This is a genomic window from Pseudomonas sp. Y5-11, from assembly GCF_022368695.1.
Lineage (GTDB): Bacteria > Pseudomonadota > Gammaproteobacteria > Pseudomonadales > Pseudomonadaceae > Aquipseudomonas > Aquipseudomonas parakoreensis.
In genome coordinates this window covers 2,856,586-2,873,262 of record NZ_CP058974.1, presented here as the reverse complement: position 1 = coordinate 2,873,262, position 16,677 = coordinate 2,856,586, and the positions used below count along the sequence as shown (strand labels likewise).

Here is a 16,677-nt window from a genome sequence, read left to right as displayed (position 1 = left end):
CCCCGAACTCAGACCGCAGCGGCAAGATCCGGCTTGTCGCCGAGCAACGGCGTCTGCTGATCGCTCAACCAGCGCGCCACCAGTGGCCAAACCTCGGCCTGCGCCGCTTTGCTCACCAGCATCTCGACATGCCCGAAGTTGTCGCTGAAGCCCTGCTCGCGCCCCAGATTGACGAACTGTTTGTGCTCGGAGCCGATCTGCTCGAACAGTTTGCGACAGGCCCACTCCGGATCCTGGTGATCCCCCGCTGCCGTCACGGCCAGCACCGGCACCTGCACCTCGGCAAGTCCCGCCCACCAATCCTTGTCCTTGTCGCCAAACCGCCCGAACAGGCCGTACCAGCGCATGCTTTCCAGCGCCAGACCGATGGGTTCGTCTTCCGGTCCGCGCTTGAGGCGGGAGCCCGACAACTGCGCGAAGCGCTTGAGAATGAAGCGCCCGCTCCACTCCACTGGCGGGATCTTCAACGGCCAGTAAGTGCGGCTGACCTGCGTGCCGAAAAACGCCGCCGAGGCCACCGCCGGCTCGCCGAGGTATTCGCCACCGAGCGCCGCCGCCAGGGTAATGCCACCCAGCGAATGGCCGATCCAGTGCGGGACCTGCCCGCTCTGCTCACGGACGAACGCGGCAATCGCCGGCAGATCGTAACGGGCGTAGTCAGCCACACGGTTGCGCCGGTAATCCTCGTTGCGCTGCGACAGGCCGTGACCACGCATTTCCGGGATCCACACGTCGAAGCCCAGACGCGTCAGGTAAGCGCCCAGGCCCAGGCCTTTGGGGGAAAACCAGAAGCGCCGGTTGGAAAAACTGCCATGCAGCAAAATCACCGGCACGCCGCGCGGCGCCGTGTCATCCGCCATGCCCAAGCGGGTCACGGCGATTTCCACGGACCAGTCGGGACTGTTGCCGGGTTTGAGTCGATACACATCTTCGCTCAGATCACCGCGACGTTCGGCGCTGATCAGGGCGACAGGAAACAGGTTGCTGCTGCTTTGCATAATGCTCTTGCACAAAAAAGGGCGGCATCTACAGGAGCCCGCCCTACTCAAATCTCAAACCCGCCTCCTGTGGGAGCGAGCCTGCTCACGAAAGCGGAGTGTCAGCCAACATCACTGATGAATGTTGCTCCGTCTTCGCGAGCAGGCGCGCTCCCACAAGGGAACGGGCCGTTCACATCTGCTTACGCCTGCGCTTGGCCTTCAGCGAGGAAGAACCAGGTTTCCAGTACGGAGTCCGGGTTCAGCGACACGCTTTCGATGCCCTGCTCCATCAGCCATTTGGCCAGGTCCGGGTGATCCGAAGGGCCCTGACCGCAAATGCCGATGTACTTGCCGGCCTTGTTGCACGCGGCAATCGCGTTGGCCAGCAGCTTCTTCACCGCCGGATTACGCTCGTCGAACAGGTGCGCGATGATCCCGGAGTCACGGTCCAGGCCCAGGGTCAGCTGGGTCAGGTCGTTGGAACCGATGGAGAAACCGTCAAAGAATTCGAGGAATTCTTCAGCGAGAATCGCGTTGGAGGGCAGTTCGCACATCATGATCACGCGCAGGCCGTTGTCGCCACGGGCCAGGCCGTTTTCGGCGAGCAGATCGACCACCTGGCTGGCTTCGCCCAGTGTACGGACGAACGGCACCATGATTTCGACGTTGGTCAGGCCCATCTCGTTGCGCACGCGTTTCAGCGCGCGGCATTCGAGTTCGAAGCAGTCACGGAACGATTCGCTGATGTAACGCGAAGCGCCACGGAAGCCGAGCATCGGGTTTTCTTCTTCCGGCTCGTACAGCTTGCCGCCGATCAGGTTGGCGTACTCGTTGGACTTGAAGTCCGACAGACGCACGATGACCTTCTTCGGCCAGAACGCGGCCGCGAGGGTGCTGATGCCTTCCACCAGTTTTTCGACGTAGAAACCGACTGGATCGTGGTAACCGGCGATGCGCTTGTCGACGCTGTCCTTGATTTCCTGCGGCAGGCCGTCGTAATTCAACAGCGCTTTCGGGTGTACGCCGATCATGCGGTTGATGATGAACTCCAGACGCGCCAGACCGACACCGGCGTTCGGCAACTGCGCGAAGTCGAAGGCGCGGTCCGGGTTGCCGACGTTCATCATGATTTTGAACGGCAGCTCCGGCATGGCGTCCACGGAGTTTTTCTTGACGTCGAAGCCCAGTTCGCCTTCGAAGATGTAACCGGTGTCGCCTTCGGCGCAGGACACGGTCACGCCCTGGCCATCCTTCAGCAGCTGGGTGGCGTTGCCGCAACCCACCACCGCCGGAATCCCCAGTTCACGGGCGATAATCGCCGCGTGACAGGTACGGCCGCCACGGTTGGTGACGATGGCGCTGGCGCGCTTCATCACCGGTTCCCAGTCCGGGTCGGTCATGTCGGAGACCAGCACGTCACCGGCCTGGACTTTGTCCATTTCCGAGACGTCCTTGATGATCCGCACTTTACCGGCGCCGATGCGCTGGCCAATGGCACGACCTTCCACCAGCACAGTGCCGGTTTCTTTCAGCAGGTAACGTTCCATGACGTTGGCCTGGGTGCGGCTTTTCACGGTTTCCGGGCGGGCCTGCACGATGTACAGCTTGCCGTCGTCACCGTCCTTGGCCCACTCGATGTCCATCGGGCAGCCGTAGTGCTTCTCGATGATCATCGCCTGCTTGGCCAGCTCGCTGACTTCAGCGTCGGTCAGGCAGAAACGTGCGCGCTCAGCCTTGTCGACATCGACGGTCTTCACCGAACGACCGGCCTTGGCCTCGTCGCCGTAGATCATTTTGATGGCTTTGCTGCCCAGGTTGCGACGCAGGATCGCCGGGCGACCCGCCTCCAGCGTGCCTTTGTGCACGTAGAACTCATCCGGGTTGACCGCGCCTTGGACGACGGTTTCGCCCAGACCGTAGGCGCCGGTGATGAACACCACGTCACGGAAACCGGATTCGGTATCGAGGGTGAACATCACGCCGGCGGTGCCGGTTTCCGAACGCACCATGCGCTGCACGCCAGCCGACAGGGCGACCAGTTTGTGGTCGAAGCCCTGGTGCACGCGGTAGGAGATGGCGCGGTCGTTGAACAGCGAAGCGAACACCTCTTTGGCGGCGCGGATAACGTTTTCCACGCCACGGATGTTCAGGAAGGTTTCCTGCTGACCGGCGAACGAGGCGTCCGGCAAGTCTTCGGCGGTGGCGGAAGAGCGCACGGCCACGGCCACGTCAGGATTACCGGCCGACAGCGCGGCGAACGCGGTGCGGATCTCGGTATTCAGTTTTTCGGGGAATTCGGCTTCCATGATCCATTGACGGATCTGTGCACCGGTCTTGGCCAGCGCGTTGACGTCATCGACGTCCAGGGCGTCGAGAGCCTTGTGGATCTGGTCGTTGAGGCCGCTCAGTTCGAGAAAGTCGCGATAGGCCTGCGCGGTGGTGGCAAAGCCGCCGGGGACCGACACACCGGCACCTGCCAGGTTGCTGATCATCTCGCCCAGGGATGCGTTCTTGCCCCCCACATGCTCAACATCGTGTTTGCCGAGCTTATCGAGGGAAACTACGTACTCTACCAAGGTGATCTCTCCACTAACTGTGTTGGAAAAGCTCAGAAACCGGCAGCTCGGGGGAGCGTTGGCCGGCTGTATGGCCTGGACCTGGAAAATAAGTGAGAATGCGGGCCAATGGCGGCCGGCAAATCGCGCCTATCATATCCAAGAATGCTCATTAGCTTAAGGCCCAAGGTGCAAATGAAACGATCTGCTTTCTTTATCTCCGATGGCACCGGCATTACCGCCGAAACCCTGGGTCAAAGCCTTCTGGCGCAGTTCGAAAACATTACCTTCACCAAGCTCACGCGGCCGTATATCGACAACGCGGACAAAGCGCGGGCCATGGTACAACAAATCAACAAAGCCGCTGAAACCGACGGCTTCCGCCCGATCATCTTCGACACCATCGTCAATCAGGACATCCGTGAGATTCTCGCAACATCCAATGGTTTCATGATCGACATTTTCTCGACCTTCCTCGCCCCGCTCGAACAGGAGCTGACCGAGCATTCCTCCTACACCGTCGGCAAGTCGCATTCGATCGGCCACAACTCCAATTACATGGAGCGCATCGAAGCGGTGAACTTCGCTCTCGACAACGATGACGGCGCACGCACCCACTATTACGACAAGGCCGACCTGATACTAGTGGGCGTGTCGCGATGTGGTAAGACGCCGACGTGCCTGTACATGGCGATGCAATTCGGCATCCGCGCGGCCAACTACCCGTTGACCGAAGACGACATGGAGCGCCTGACCCTGCCGACCGCCCTGCGCGCCCATCAGCACAAGCTGTTCGGCTTGACCATCGACCCGGACCGCCTCACCGCGATTCGCAACGAACGCAAGCCCAACAGCCGCTATTCGAGCTATGCCCAGTGCGAATTCGAAGTGCGCGAAGTGGAAAACCTGTTCCGCCGCGAGAACATCCCGCACATCAACTCCACGCATTTTTCGGTGGAAGAGATTTCGGCGAAGATTCTGGTGGAGAAAGGCGTCGAACGGCGTTTCAAGTAACACCACTCGCCTCCTGTAGGAGCTGCCGCAGGCTGCGATCTTTTGATGTTGATCGTTAACAGCAAGAGCAAAAGATCGCAGCCTGCGGCAGCTCCTACAGGGGAAAGTATTCAGAGGGTAAACAGGTCGATGAAACGATTCACGGGGGTCGCTTCAAGCCGCGCCTGATCCGCGCATAACGCGAAGATCTCGCCGCTGCGCTGCGCAGTGAATCGGGTCAGCAGATTCGCCTTGAACTTGTCCTCCAGCAATGGAATACCTTCGACCCGGCGCCGACGGTGGCCGATCGGGTATTCGACCACCACGTTCTCGGTGCTCGATCCATCCTTGAAAAACACCTGCACCGCGTTGGCGATCGAGCGCTTGTCAGCCTCCAGGTATTCGCGGGTGAAACGCGGGTCTTCGACGATGACCATTTTCTCGCGCAGCACATCGATGATCGGGTGCGCGGCGTGGAAGTCGTCCTCGTACTGCTCGGCCAGCAGATTGCCGAACGCCAGCGGCACGGCGGTCATGTACTGCAGGCAGTGATCGCGGTCGGCGGCGTTGGCCAGCGGCCCGACCTTGGAGATGATGCGAATCGCCGACTCATGGGTGGTGATGACGATGCGGTCGATTTCATGCAAGCGGTTGCGCACCAACGGATGCAAGGTCACCGCCGCTTCGCAGGCCGTCTGCGCGTGGAACTCGGCGGGGAAGCTGATCTTGAACAGCACGTTTTCCATCACGTAACTGCCGTAGGGCCGCGAAAAACTGAAGGTGCGTTTGCCCTCCGGCTTGAGCGCCAGATCGTGGTTGGTGTGGCTGAACGACACGTCATAGAAGCCCCACTGCTTGGCCGTCAACACCCCGGGAACGCCCATCTCGCCGCGTAGCGCGATGTCGGCCAGGCGCACGCCGCGGCTGGTCGCATCCCCCGCCGCCCAGGACTTGCGCGACCCGGCGTTCGGCGCATGACGATAAGTGCGCAAGGCCTGACCATCGGCGAAGGCATGGGACAACGCCGACAGCAGCTGCTCGCGATTGGCGCCCATCAGTTTCGCGGTGACGGCTGTGGAGGCGACTTTCACCAGCAACACATGGTCGAGGCCGACGCGGTTGAAGGAATTTTCCAGGGCTATCACGCCTTGAATCTCGTGGGCCATGATCATTGCTTCGAGCACGTCGCGCACGGTCAGTGGCGCTTCGCCGTTGGCGACACGCTTCTGCGACAGGTGATCGGCCACCGCGAGAATCCCGCCGAGGTTGTCCGACGGATGCCCCCATTCGGCCGCGAGCCAGGTGTCGTTGTAATCGAGCCAGCGCACGATGCAGCCGATGTCCCACGCGGCTTTCACCGGATCCAGGCGATAGGGAGTGCCAGGCACCCGCGCCCCGAACGGCACGACCGTGCCCTCGACAATGGGGCCGAGGTGTTTCGTGCATTCAGGGAACCGCAGCGCCAGCAGGCCACAGCCCAACGTATCCATCAGGCAGTTGCGGGCGGTGTCGAGGGCTTCGGCAGATTCGATGTTGAAGGTGAGGACGTAATCGGCGATGTCCTGCAGGACACGGTCGTAGTCGGGGCGGTTGTTCAGGTCGACGTTGGCGCTCATGTTCGATTCACTCTGGCAGTGGTTCGTTGATGGGACCTCGGTTCAGGCGATGGATTTTTATTTTTGAAATGCAATCTCTGTAGGAGCTGCCGAAGGCTGCGATCTTTTGATTTTGCTTTTCAAGATCAAGATCAAAAGATCGCAGCCTGCGGCAGCTCCTACAGTTCTGTTCGGTGTTGGATTCAGAAGGAGTCGCCAGGGATGCGCACGTAGCCTTCCATGAGGACGCGCGCACTGCGACTCATGATGGCTTTTTTCACCACCCACTCACCGTTTTCCAGGCTGGCTTCGGCACCGACGCGCAAGGTCCCGGACGGGTGGCCGAAGCGCACGGCATTGCGTTCGATACCGCCCGCAGCAAGATTCACCAGCGTCCCGGAAATCGCCGCCGCCGTGCCGATCGCCACCGCTGCCGTGCCCATCATCGCGTGGTGCAGTTTGCCCATCGACAATGCACGCACCAGCAGATCGACATCAGCGGCAGCAATCGATTTGCCGCTGGACGCGACGTAATCCGCAGGCTTGGCGACGAACGCGACTTTCGGCGTGTGCTGCCGCTTCGCTGCTTCATCCAGACTCGAAATCAGGCCCATGCGCAGCGCACCGTAGGCGCGGATGGTTTCGAACATCTGCAGCGCTTTCGGGTCGCTGTTGATCGCGCCTTGCAGCTCGGTGCCGGTGTAGCCGATGTCTGCGGCGTTGACGAAAATCGTCGGGATCCCGGCGTTGATCATGGTCGCCTGGAACGTGCCGACACCCGGCACCTCCAGCTGATCGATCAGGTTGCCGGTGGGGAACATCGAACCGCCGCCGCCCTCTTCTTCCGCCGCCGGGTCCATGAATTCGACCTGCACTTCGGCGGCCGGAAAGGTCACGCCGTCGAGTTCAAAATCACCGGTCTCCTGCACTTCGCCGTTGGTGATCGGCACATGGGCGATGATGGTCTTGCCGATGTTGGCCTGCCACACGCGCACCACCGCGACGCCGTTGTGCGGAATGCGGCTGGCGTCCACCAGACCGTTGCTGATGGCGAACGAACCGACCGCTGCCGAGAGGTTGCCGCAGTTGCCGCTCCAGTCCACGAACGGTTTGTCGATAGAGACCTGACCGAACAGGTAATCGACGTCGTGATCAGCCTTGATGCTTTTGGACAGGATCACGGTTTTGCTGGTGCTCGAGGTGGCGCCGCCCATGCCGTCGATCTGCTTGTCGTACGGGTCGGGGCTGCCGATCACCCGCAGCAGCAAGGCATCGCGGGCCGGGCCGGGAATCTGCGCGGTTTCGGGAAGATCCTTGAGGCTGAAAAACACGCCTTTGCTGGTGCCGCCGCGCATGTAGGTGGCGGGTATTTTTATCTGCGGTGCGAAATGAGCTGCGTGAGCCATGGTTGCTCCTCAAAGGACCAAGGGATTCATCATCCCTTGGTCGCTTAACTTGTTTTAAACGGCAACCGCCGACTCTTCGAGGAAGTCCTGGGCGAAGCGTTGCAACACGCCGCCGGCCTCGTAGATCGACACTTCTTCGGCGGTGTCGAGGCGGCAGGTCACCGGCACTTCAACGCGCTCGCCATTCTTGCGGTGGATTACCAGCGTCAGGTCGGCACGCGGGGTGCGGGCGCCGATCACGTCGTAGGTTTCGCTGCCGTCGATGGCCAGCGTGTGACGGTCGGTACCCGGTTTGAACTCCAGCGGCAACACGCCCATGCCCACCAGGTTGGTGCGGTGGATACGCTCGAAGCCTTCGGCGACGATCGCTTCGACGCCTGCCAGACGCACACCTTTCGCCGCCCAGTCGCGGGAGGAGCCCTGGCCGTAGTCGGCGCCGGCAATGATGATCAACGGCTGCTTGCGCTCCATGTAGGTTTCGATAGCTTCCCACATGCGCATCACCTTGCCTTCCGGCTCGACCCGCGCCAGCGAACCCTGCTTGACCTTGCCGTTTTCCTGGACCATTTCGTTGAACAGTTTCGGGTTGGCGAAGGTTGCACGCTGCGCGGTCAGGTGGTCGCCGCGGTGCGTGGCGTAGGAGTTGAAGTCCTCTTCCGGCAGGCCCATTTTCGCCAGGTATTCGCCGGCGGCGCTGTCGAGCATGATCGCGTTGGAGGGCGACAGGTGGTCGGTGGTGATGTTGTCCGGCAGCACCGCCAGCGGGCGCATGCCCTTCAGCGGACGCGCCCCGGCCAGTGCGCCTTCCCAGTACGGCGGCCGACGGATGTAGGTGCTCATTTCGCGCCAGTCATACAGCGGCGCGACTTTCGGGCCGGTGTCTTCGTGGACGGCGAACATCGGGATGTAGACCTGCCGGAACTGCTCAGGCTTGACCGAAGATTTCACCACCGCGTCGATTTCTTCGTCGCTCGGCCAGATGTCTTTCAGGCGGATTTCCTTGCCATCGACCACGCCCAGCACGTCTTTTTCAATGTCGAAACGGATGGTCCCGGCGATGGCGTAAGCGACCACCAGCGGCGGCGACGCGAGGAACGCCTGTTTGGCGTACGGGTGAATGCGGCCGTCGAAGTTGCGGTTGCCGGAGAGCACAGCAGTCGCATACAGGTCGCGGTCGATGATCTCTTGCTGGATCACCGGATCGAGTGCGCCGGACATGCCGTTGCAGGTGGTACAGGCAAACGCGACGACGCCGAAACCGAGTTGTTCCAGCTCCGTGGTCAGCCCCGCTTCGTCGAGGTACAGCGCTACGGTTTTCGAACCCGGCGCCAGCGAGGATTTGACCCACGGTTTGCGCGTCAGCCCCAGCTTGTTGGCGTTACGCGCCAAGAGGCCGGCGGCGATCACGTTGCGCGGGTTGCTGGTATTGGTGCAGCTGGTGATCGCGGCGATGATCACCGCGCCGTCAGGCATTTGCCCCGGCACGTCGTCCCACTGCCCGGAGATGCCTTTGGCCGCCAGATCCGCTACCGCCACACGGGCGTGCGGGTTGCTCGGGCCGGCCATGTTGCGTACCACCGAAGACAGATCGAAACTCAGGCCACGCTCGTATTGCGCGCCTTTCAGGCTGTCGGCCCACAAGCCGTTGAGTCTGGCGTACTGCTCGACCAACTGCACTTGCTGGTCTTCACGGCCAGTGAGTTTCAGGTAGTCGATGGTCTGCTGGTCGATGTAGAACATCGCCGCCGTGGCGCCGTATTCCGGGGCCATGTTGGAGATGGTCGCACGGTCGCCAAGGGTCAGCGCGGAGGCACCTTCGCCGAAGAACTCCAGCCAGGCGCCAACGACTTTCTGTTTGCGCAGGTACTCGGTCAGGGCCAGCACCATGTCGGTGGCGGTGATGCCCGGTTGCAGCTTGCCGGTCAGTTCAACGCCGACGCTTTCCGGCAGGCGCATCCACGAGGCGCGACCGAGCATCACGCTCTCGGCTTCGAGGCCACCGACGCCGATGGCGATCACGCCCAGTGCATCGACGTGCGGGGTGTGGCTGTCGGTGCCGACGCAGGTGTCGGGGAACGCCACGCCGTCGCGCACCTGGATCACCGGAGACATTTTCTCCAGGTTGATCTGGTGCATGATGCCGTTGCCCGGCGGGATCACGTCGACGTTCTTGAAGGCCTTTTTGGTCCAGTTGATGAAGTGGAAACGGTCTTCGTTGCGCCGGTCTTCGATGGCGCGGTTCTTCTCGAACGCCTGCTTGTCGAAACCGCCCGCTTCCACCGCCAGCGAGTGGTCGACGATCAGTTGCGTCGGCACCACCGGATTGACCTGCGCCGGGTCTCCACCCTGCTGGGCAATCGCGTCACGCAGGCCGGCGAGGTCCACGAGTGCGGTCTGGCCGAGAATGTCGTGGCAGACCACGCGCGCCGGGAACCACGGGAAGTCGAGGTCGCGCTTGCGTTCGATCAGTTGCTTGAGGGAGTCGGTGAGCGTGGCCGGGTCGCAGCGACGCACCAGGTTCTCCGCCAGCACGCGGGAGGTGTACGGCAAAGTGTCGTAGCTGCCGGGCTGAATCGCCTCGACCGCCGCACGGACGTCGAAATAATCCAGGGAACTGCCGGGCAGGTTTTTGCGGAATGCTGTGTTCATCGGGTCAGGACTCGGGTCACGGTGGTTTCAAAGGGTGGGGCCGAACGTCAACCCTGAAATTCACACTGAACCCTGTGGGAGCGAGCTTGCTCGCGAAGATGGACTGACATTCAACATCAATGTCGACTGATCTACCGCATTCGCGAGCAAGCTCGCTCCCACAGGATCTGGGTAATTTCAATGCCGATGATTGGCCCTCACCATTCAGCGACGTTCGATTGGCACGAACTTGCGCTGTTCAACGCCGACGTACTCGGCGCTCGGACGGATGATGCGGTTGTTGGCGCGCTGTTCGAACACGTGCGCGGCCCAGCCGGTCAGGCGCGAGCAGACGAAAATCGGCGTGAACAGCTTGGTCGGGATGCCCATGAAGTGGTACGCCGAGGCATGGTAGAAGTCGGCATTGGGGAACAGTTTCTTCTGCTCCCACATGGTCTTGTCGATGGCTTCGGAAACCGCGAACAACACCTTGTCACCGACTTCGTCAGCGAGTTTTTTCGACCAGCCCTTGATCACCTCGTTGCGCGGATCGCTGTCCTTATAGATCGCGTGGCCGAAGCCCATGATCTTGTCCTTGCGCTCCAGCATGCCGAGGGTGCCCTTGATCGCCTCTTCCGGCGACGAGAAGCGCTCGATCATTTCCATCGCCGCTTCGTTGGCGCCGCCGTGCAGCGGGCCGCGCAACGAACCGATCGCTGCAGTGACGCAGGAATACAGGTCGGACAGGGTTGATGCGCAAACGCGAGCGGTAAACGTCGAAGCGTTGAATTCGTGTTCGGCGTAAAGGATCAGCGACACGTTCATCACTTTGACGTGCAGCTCGCTCGGTTTCTTGTCGTGCAACAGGTGCAGGAAGTGGCCGCCAATCGATGGCTGATCACTGACGCAGTTGATGCGTTTGCCGTCGTGACTGAAGCGATACCAGTAGCACATGATCGCCGGGAAAGCGGCGAGCAGACGATCGGTCTTATCGCGCTGCTCGGAGAAATCTTTCTCCGGTTCGAGGTTGCCGAGGAACGAACAACCGGTGCGCATGACGTCCATCGGGTGAGCGTCGGCAGGGATGCGTTCGAGCACTTCTTTCAGTGCTGGCGGCAGATCGCGCAGCTTGCTCAGCTTTTGCTGGTAGGCGTCGAGTTGCGCCTGGGTCGGCAGTTCGCCGTACAGCAGCAGGTACGCCACTTCTTCGAACTGCGCGTCGGCTGCCAGTTCACGCACGTCGTAGCCGCGATAAGTCAGCCCGGCACCGGCCTGGCCCACGGTGGACAGTGCGGTTTGCCCGGCAACCTGGCCCCGGAGCCCGGCGCCACTGAGTACTTTTGCTTCGGCCATTGCTGTCTCCAATTTTCTTGAATTTGTAGGGGAAACGTGTGGGAGCGAGCCTGCTCGCGAAAGCGTCGTGTCAGTCACTTTGTTATCGCCTGACTCACCGCTTTCGCGAGCAGGCTCGCTCCCACAGGGGATCTTGTTCAGCCTTTCTTCTGTGCAAACAACGCATCGAGCTTTTGCTCGAAGGTGTGGTAGTCGATGCGATCGTAAAGCTCCATGCGTGTCTGCATGGTGTCGATGACATTCTGCTGGGTGCCGTCGCGGCGGATCGCGGTGTAGACGTTTTCCGCTGCCTTGTTCATCGCGCGGAACGCCGACAGCGGATACAGCACCAGCGACACATCGGCGCCAGCCAGTTGCTCGGTGGTGTACAGCGGCGTCGAACCGAACTCGGTGATGTTGGCGAGGATCGGTGCCTTCACGCGGTTGGCGAACAGCTTGTACATCTCAAGTTCGGTGATGGCTTCCGGGAAGATCATGTCGGCGCCGGCCTCGATGCACGCGGCGGCGCGATCCAGTGCCGACTCCAGACCTTCAACCGCCAGCGCGTCAGTGCGGGCCATGATCACAAAGCTGTCATCGGTACGAGCATCGACCGCTGCCTTGATGCGGTCGACCATTTCCTGCTGGGTGACGATTTCCTTGTTCGGACGGTGGCCGCAGCGCTTGGCGCCGACCTGGTCTTCGATGTGAATCGCCGCCGCGCCGAACTTGATCATCGACTTCACGGTGCGCGCCACGTTGAACGCCGAGGCGCCGAAACCGGTGTCGACGTCCACCAGCAGTGGCAGGTCGCAGACGTCGGTGATGCGCCGCACGTCGGTCAGCACGTCATCCAGGCCGGTGATGCCCAGGTCCGGCACGCCGAGCGAGCCTGCGGCCACCCCGCCACCGGACAGGTAGATCGCCTTGAAACCGGCACGCTTGGCCAGCAGCGCATGGTTGGCGTTGATCGCGCCGACCACCTGCAATGGATGCTCGCTGGCGACCGCATCGCGGAAACGCTGGCCTGGAGTGTTCTGCTTGGAACTCATGACTCACCTCGTTCAGTGGCTGTCTTATTGTCGGCGCCGTCCTGGTAATGACGGGCGATGTTGCGTTTCGAGGCGCCGATGTGGCGGCGCATCAACAATTCCGCGAGCTCGCCGTCACGGTCGGCGATGGCATCGAGAATCCGGTGGTGTTCGGCAAACGCCTGACGTGGCCGATTGGGCGTGGTGGAAAACTGGATTCGGTACATGCGCACCAGTTGATACAACTCGCCGCAAAGCATCTGGGTCAGGGTGCGATTGCCGCTGCCCTGAATGATTCGATAGTGAAAGTCGAAATCGCCTTCCTGCTGGTAATAGCCGACGCCGGCCTGAAACGCCGCGTCGCGCTCGTGGGTTTCCAGCACCCGGCGCAGTTCGTCGATGTCTTCGACGCTCATGCGCTCGGCCGCCAGACGGCAGGCCATGCCTTCAAGGGATTCGCGGATTTCGTAGAGCTCAAGCAATTCGGCGTGGCTGAGCGACACCACTCGCGCGCCGACATGCGGTACGCGCACCAGCAGGCGTTGGCCTTCGAGCCGATGAATGGCCTCGCGCAGCGGCCCGCGACTGATGCCGTAGGTGCGCGCCAGCTCCGGCTCGGAGATCTTGCTGCCGGGGGCGATCTCACCTTTGACGATGGCCGCCTGGATGCGCCGGAAGACGTTTTCCGAGAGCGTCTCGGAATCGTCGCCGCTGATGACCGGGGGATCGAGTTGATCCAGCATGATTGTCGACACCTTCAAATCCAATGCGGCAAAAACTAGCCAATTAGCCCGCACCAGTCAAAGTATAAATCCACATTGTCGACAATCGTCTAATAACCCTCTCCAACAACCCCAAGGGTTATAGACCGGCGCGAGCGCTGGCGCCATAAAACCACCGTGCTAGAATGCCGCCCGCATTTGCTGGCCATTTGTACGGCTTGTCATAAAAAGCTGATAGGCACACGCAGGCGCTTGCGCAAGTTTTGCCAGGAACCTGAACCGAAAACGGAACGCTGCGCACCAGGATTTATGAGACTCAAGCCCTTCCCCACATTTTTTGCGCTGTTTTGCCTGCCCGGCCTCGCCGCGGCGGGGGAAAAAACCGTGTACGGCCTCAACGAATATGCATCGCTTGACGGCATCAATCTGCAAGTCGCGGCCAAACTCGACACCGGCGCCAAAACCGCCTCACTGAGTGCCCGCGACATCAAACGCTTCAAACGCAATGGCGAGTCGTGGGTGCGTTTCTACCTGGCGATCGACGCTGCGCATTCGCACCCGATCGAACGGCCGCTGGCCCGGGTCAGCAAGATCAAGCGCCGCGCCGGCGACTACGACCCGGAAGAAGGCAAGAAGTACACCGCGCGTCCGGTGATCGAGCTGGACATCTGCATGGGCACGGCGTTGCGCAGCATCGAAGTGAACCTGACCGACCGTAGTGCGTTCCAATACCCGCTTTTGATCGGCTCCGAAGCGCTGAAACGCTTCGACGCGCTGGTCGACCCCAGTCTTAAATACGCTGCCGGCAAACCCGCCTGCACCATCGCCGCTCATACCGCCGAGTAATTTCCATGCGTTCTCTAACCTTCCACCTGAAAATCCTGATCACCATTCTGGTGCTCCTGGGCGTTTCGGTTACGGCCTATCAGATTTTTGTGCTCGGCATCCCGGTGACCGAAGACGCTACCGACGACCTGTGGAACATCGACGCCAAAGTCGAGTTCGTCGCCAGCACCAAGGATCCGGTGAAAGTCCAGATGTTCGTGCCGCCGCTGAGCCGCGATTACGTCAGCCTCAACGAAAGCTTTATCTCCAATAATTACGGCGTGGCGGTCAACCGCGTCGACGGCAACCGCAAGGTCACCTGGTCCGCGCGCCGGGCCAAGGGCAACCAGACCCTTTATTACCGTCTGGTGCTGACCAAACGCTATACCGCAGAAAAATCCAAGATCAAAGGCCCGACCTTCCGCGACAGCATCGCCATCGAAGGCCCGGAAAAAATCGCCGCCGAAGCCCTGCTCGCACCGATCCGCCAGCACTCGGCCGACGTCGAGACCTTCATCGGCGAAGCGATCAAACGCGTCAACAACGTCAACGACGACAACGTCAAACTGCTGCTGGCCGGCGACCCGTCAACGCCGCACAAGGCGAAGATCGTCGAACTGCTGTTGTCGATCGCCCACGTACCGGTAGAAAAAGTCCACACCATCCGCCTCGTTGCCGATCAACCGCAAACCCCGGAGCTGTGGCTGCGCAGCTTCAATGGCAACGACTGGCTGTACTTCAACCCGGAAACCGGTGAGCAAGGCCTGCCGACCGACCGTCTGCTGTGGTGGACCGGTGATGAAAACCTGATCACCGTCGACGGCGCGAAGAAAGCCAACGTGACCTTCAGCCTGAACAACAGCGAGATGAACGCGATTCGTCTGGCCAAGCTGACCGACGAAAATACCGATGCCAACTTCCTCGAATACTCGTTGTACGGCCTGCCGCTGCAGACCCAGCAGACGTTCATGATCATGGTGATGATCCCGATCGGCGTGCTGGTGATCCTGATCCTGCGCAACCTGATCGGCCTGCAGACCCTCGGCACCTTTACCCCGGTGCTGATCGCCCTGGCCTTCCGCGAAACGCAACTGGGCTTCGGCATCCTGCTGTTTACCGTGATCACCGCGCTGGGCCTGTCCTTACGGTCGTACCTGGAACACCTGAAGCTGCAGATGCTGCCGCGCTTGTCGGTGGTGTTGACCTTCGTGGTAGTCCTGATTGCCGCTATCAGCCTGTTCAGCCACAAGCTGGGGCTGGAGCGTGGCTTGTCGGTGGCGCTGTTCCCGATGGTGATTCTGACCATGACCATCGAACGCCTGTCGATCACCTGGGAAGAACGCGGCGCCAGCCATGCCATGAAAGTGGCGATCGGCACCCTGTTCGCCGCCTCGCTGGCCCACCTGATCATGACCGTGCCGGAGCTGGTGTACTTCGTGTTTACCTTCCCGGCGATCCTGCTGATTCTGGTCGGTTTCATGCTGGCGATGGGCCGCTATCGCGGTTACCGCCTGACCGAACTGGTGCGCTTCAAGGCTTTCCTGAAGAAGGCTGACGCCTGATGTTCGGTTTCTGGAAGACCTGGAAGGCTCTGGAGGCGCGGGGCATCATGGGCATCAATCGGCGTAACGCCGACTACGTGCTCAAGTACAACAAGCGCAGCCTGTACCCGATCGTCGATGACAAGATCATCACCAAAGAACGCGCGATCGAGGCCGGCATTCATGTGCCGGAGCTGTATGGCGTGATCTCCACGGAGAAGGAAATCGACAAGCTCGACGCGATCATCGGCGGGCGCAACGATTTCGTGATCAAGCCGGCTCAAGGTGCGGGCGGTGACGGCATCATCGTCATCGCCGACCGCTTTGAGGGCCGCTACCGAACGGTGTCGGGCAAGATCCTTGCCCACGAAGAACTCGAGCACCACATCTCGAGCATTCTCACCGGCCTGTATTCGCTGGGCGGCCACCGCGACCGCGCGCTGATCGAGTACCGGGTGACCCCGGATCAGATCTTCAAGAGCATCAGCTACGAAGGCGTGCCGGACATCCGCATCATCGTGCTGATGGGCTATCCGGTGATGGCCATGCTGCGCCTGCCAACCCGTCAGTCTGGCGGCAAGGCCAACCTGCACCAGGGCGCCATCGGCGTCGGTGTCGACCTCGCCACCGGCCTGACCCTGCGCGGCACCTGGCTGAACAACATCATCAACAAACACCCCGACACCACCAACGCGGTGGACGGCGTGCAACTGCCCTACTGGGACGGTTTCATGAAACTCGCCGCCGGCTGTTATGAACTGTGCGGCCTGGGCTACATCGGTGTGGACATGGTGCTGGACCAGGAAAAAGGCCCGCTGATTCTCGAACTGAATGCGCGGCCGGGGCTGAATATCCAGATAGCCAACGACTGCGGGCTGACTCAGCGTACGCATGCAGTCGAAGCGCATCTGGAGGAGCTGAAGGCGCGTGGCGTGACCGAGTCGGTCGAGGAACGAGTGGCGTTTACTCAGGAGATGTTTGGGCATATTCCGGCGGTCGAGGGCTGATCCCCGTGGCGAGGGAGCTCGCTCCCGCTCGGCTGCGCAGCAGTCGTAAGATTTTGGGGAGC

12 protein-coding genes are annotated in these 16,677 nt (G+C 61.2%); 4 read left to right on the top strand and 8 right to left on the bottom strand.

All coding sequences use genetic code 11. The annotated features are described in order from the left end of the window. Window positions 1-8 precede the first annotated feature (8 nt). Together HXW87_RS12985 and ppsA are read right to left on the bottom strand one after the other, a co-directional pair. The gene (locus HXW87_RS12985) at window positions 9-998 is read right to left on the bottom strand and encodes an alpha/beta fold hydrolase (protein ID WP_182404173.1); all 990 of its coding nucleotides are present in this window, start codon (window positions 996-998) and stop codon (window positions 9-11) included. A gap of 182 nt (window positions 999-1,180) precedes the next feature. Next, window positions 1,181-3,556 carry a phosphoenolpyruvate synthase gene (ppsA, locus tag HXW87_RS12980; RefSeq protein ID WP_041067660.1) on the bottom strand — a complete coding sequence of 792 codons (2,376 nt, stop codon included), beginning with the start codon at window positions 3,554-3,556 and terminating at the stop codon, window positions 1,181-1,183. A 174-nt stretch (window positions 3,557-3,730) separates the two neighbouring features. Here ppsA and HXW87_RS12975 point away from each other — a divergent pair, with 174 nt between their 5' ends. Continuing rightward, window positions 3,731-4,549: a pyruvate, water dikinase regulatory protein gene (locus HXW87_RS12975; protein ID WP_007960912.1), complete on the top strand. Its 819-nt coding sequence runs from the start codon at window positions 3,731-3,733 to the stop codon at window positions 4,547-4,549. A gap of 110 nt (window positions 4,550-4,659) precedes the next feature. Here HXW87_RS12975 and prpD read toward each other — a convergent pair whose 3' ends face one another. From prpD to HXW87_RS12945, 6 genes are all read right to left on the bottom strand, one after another. Continuing rightward, window positions 4,660-6,144 (bottom strand): 2-methylcitrate dehydratase, encoded by a 1,485-nt coding sequence (gene prpD, locus HXW87_RS12970; protein ID WP_239779014.1) that lies wholly within the window; start codon window positions 6,142-6,144, stop codon window positions 4,660-4,662. Window positions 6,145-6,326: 182 nt separating this feature from the next. Then, complete coding sequence (gene prpF / locus HXW87_RS12965) at window positions 6,327-7,529, bottom strand: 2-methylaconitate cis-trans isomerase PrpF (RefSeq protein WP_182404061.1); 1,203 nt, start codon at window positions 7,527-7,529, stop codon at window positions 6,327-6,329. A 54-nt stretch (window positions 7,530-7,583) separates the two neighbouring features. Continuing rightward, on the bottom strand, window positions 7,584-10,178 hold the full coding sequence (gene acnD, locus HXW87_RS12960) for a Fe/S-dependent 2-methylisocitrate dehydratase AcnD (RefSeq protein WP_121184486.1): 2,595 nt from the start codon (window positions 10,176-10,178) through the stop codon (window positions 7,584-7,586). Window positions 10,179-10,382: 204 nt separating this feature from the next. Continuing rightward, window positions 10,383-11,510, bottom strand: coding sequence for a 2-methylcitrate synthase (gene prpC / locus HXW87_RS12955; protein ID WP_182404171.1), 1,128 nt, complete (start codon window positions 11,508-11,510; stop codon window positions 10,383-10,385). A 137-nt stretch (window positions 11,511-11,647) separates the two neighbouring features. Then, the gene (prpB, locus tag HXW87_RS12950; RefSeq protein WP_003223269.1) at window positions 11,648-12,541 is read right to left on the bottom strand and encodes a methylisocitrate lyase; all 894 of its coding nucleotides are present in this window, start codon (window positions 12,539-12,541) and stop codon (window positions 11,648-11,650) included. Next, window positions 12,538-13,260 (bottom strand): GntR family transcriptional regulator, encoded by a 723-nt coding sequence (locus HXW87_RS12945; protein ID WP_174377155.1) that lies wholly within the window; start codon window positions 13,258-13,260, stop codon window positions 12,538-12,540. The genes prpB and HXW87_RS12945 overlap by 4 nt, the downstream gene beginning before the upstream one ends. Before the next feature lie 291 nt (window positions 13,261-13,551). On the opposite strand from HXW87_RS12945, the gene HXW87_RS12940 reads away from it, so the two are divergent. From HXW87_RS12940 to HXW87_RS12930, 3 genes are read left to right on the top strand one after another with little or no spacing between them, the layout of a single operon-like run. Further along, window positions 13,552-14,088 (top strand): ATP-dependent zinc protease, encoded by a 537-nt coding sequence (locus HXW87_RS12940; protein WP_025110318.1) that lies wholly within the window; start codon window positions 13,552-13,554, stop codon window positions 14,086-14,088. A gap of 5 nt (window positions 14,089-14,093) precedes the next feature. Next, window positions 14,094-15,629 (top strand): inactive transglutaminase family protein, encoded by a 1,536-nt coding sequence (locus HXW87_RS12935; protein ID WP_041067624.1) that lies wholly within the window; start codon window positions 14,094-14,096, stop codon window positions 15,627-15,629. Further along, on the top strand, window positions 15,629-16,615 hold the full coding sequence (locus HXW87_RS12930; RefSeq protein WP_041067621.1) for an alpha-L-glutamate ligase-like protein: 987 nt from the start codon (window positions 15,629-15,631) through the stop codon (window positions 16,613-16,615). The genes HXW87_RS12935 and HXW87_RS12930 overlap by 1 nt, the downstream gene beginning before the upstream one ends. Window positions 16,616-16,677 lie beyond the last annotated feature (62 nt).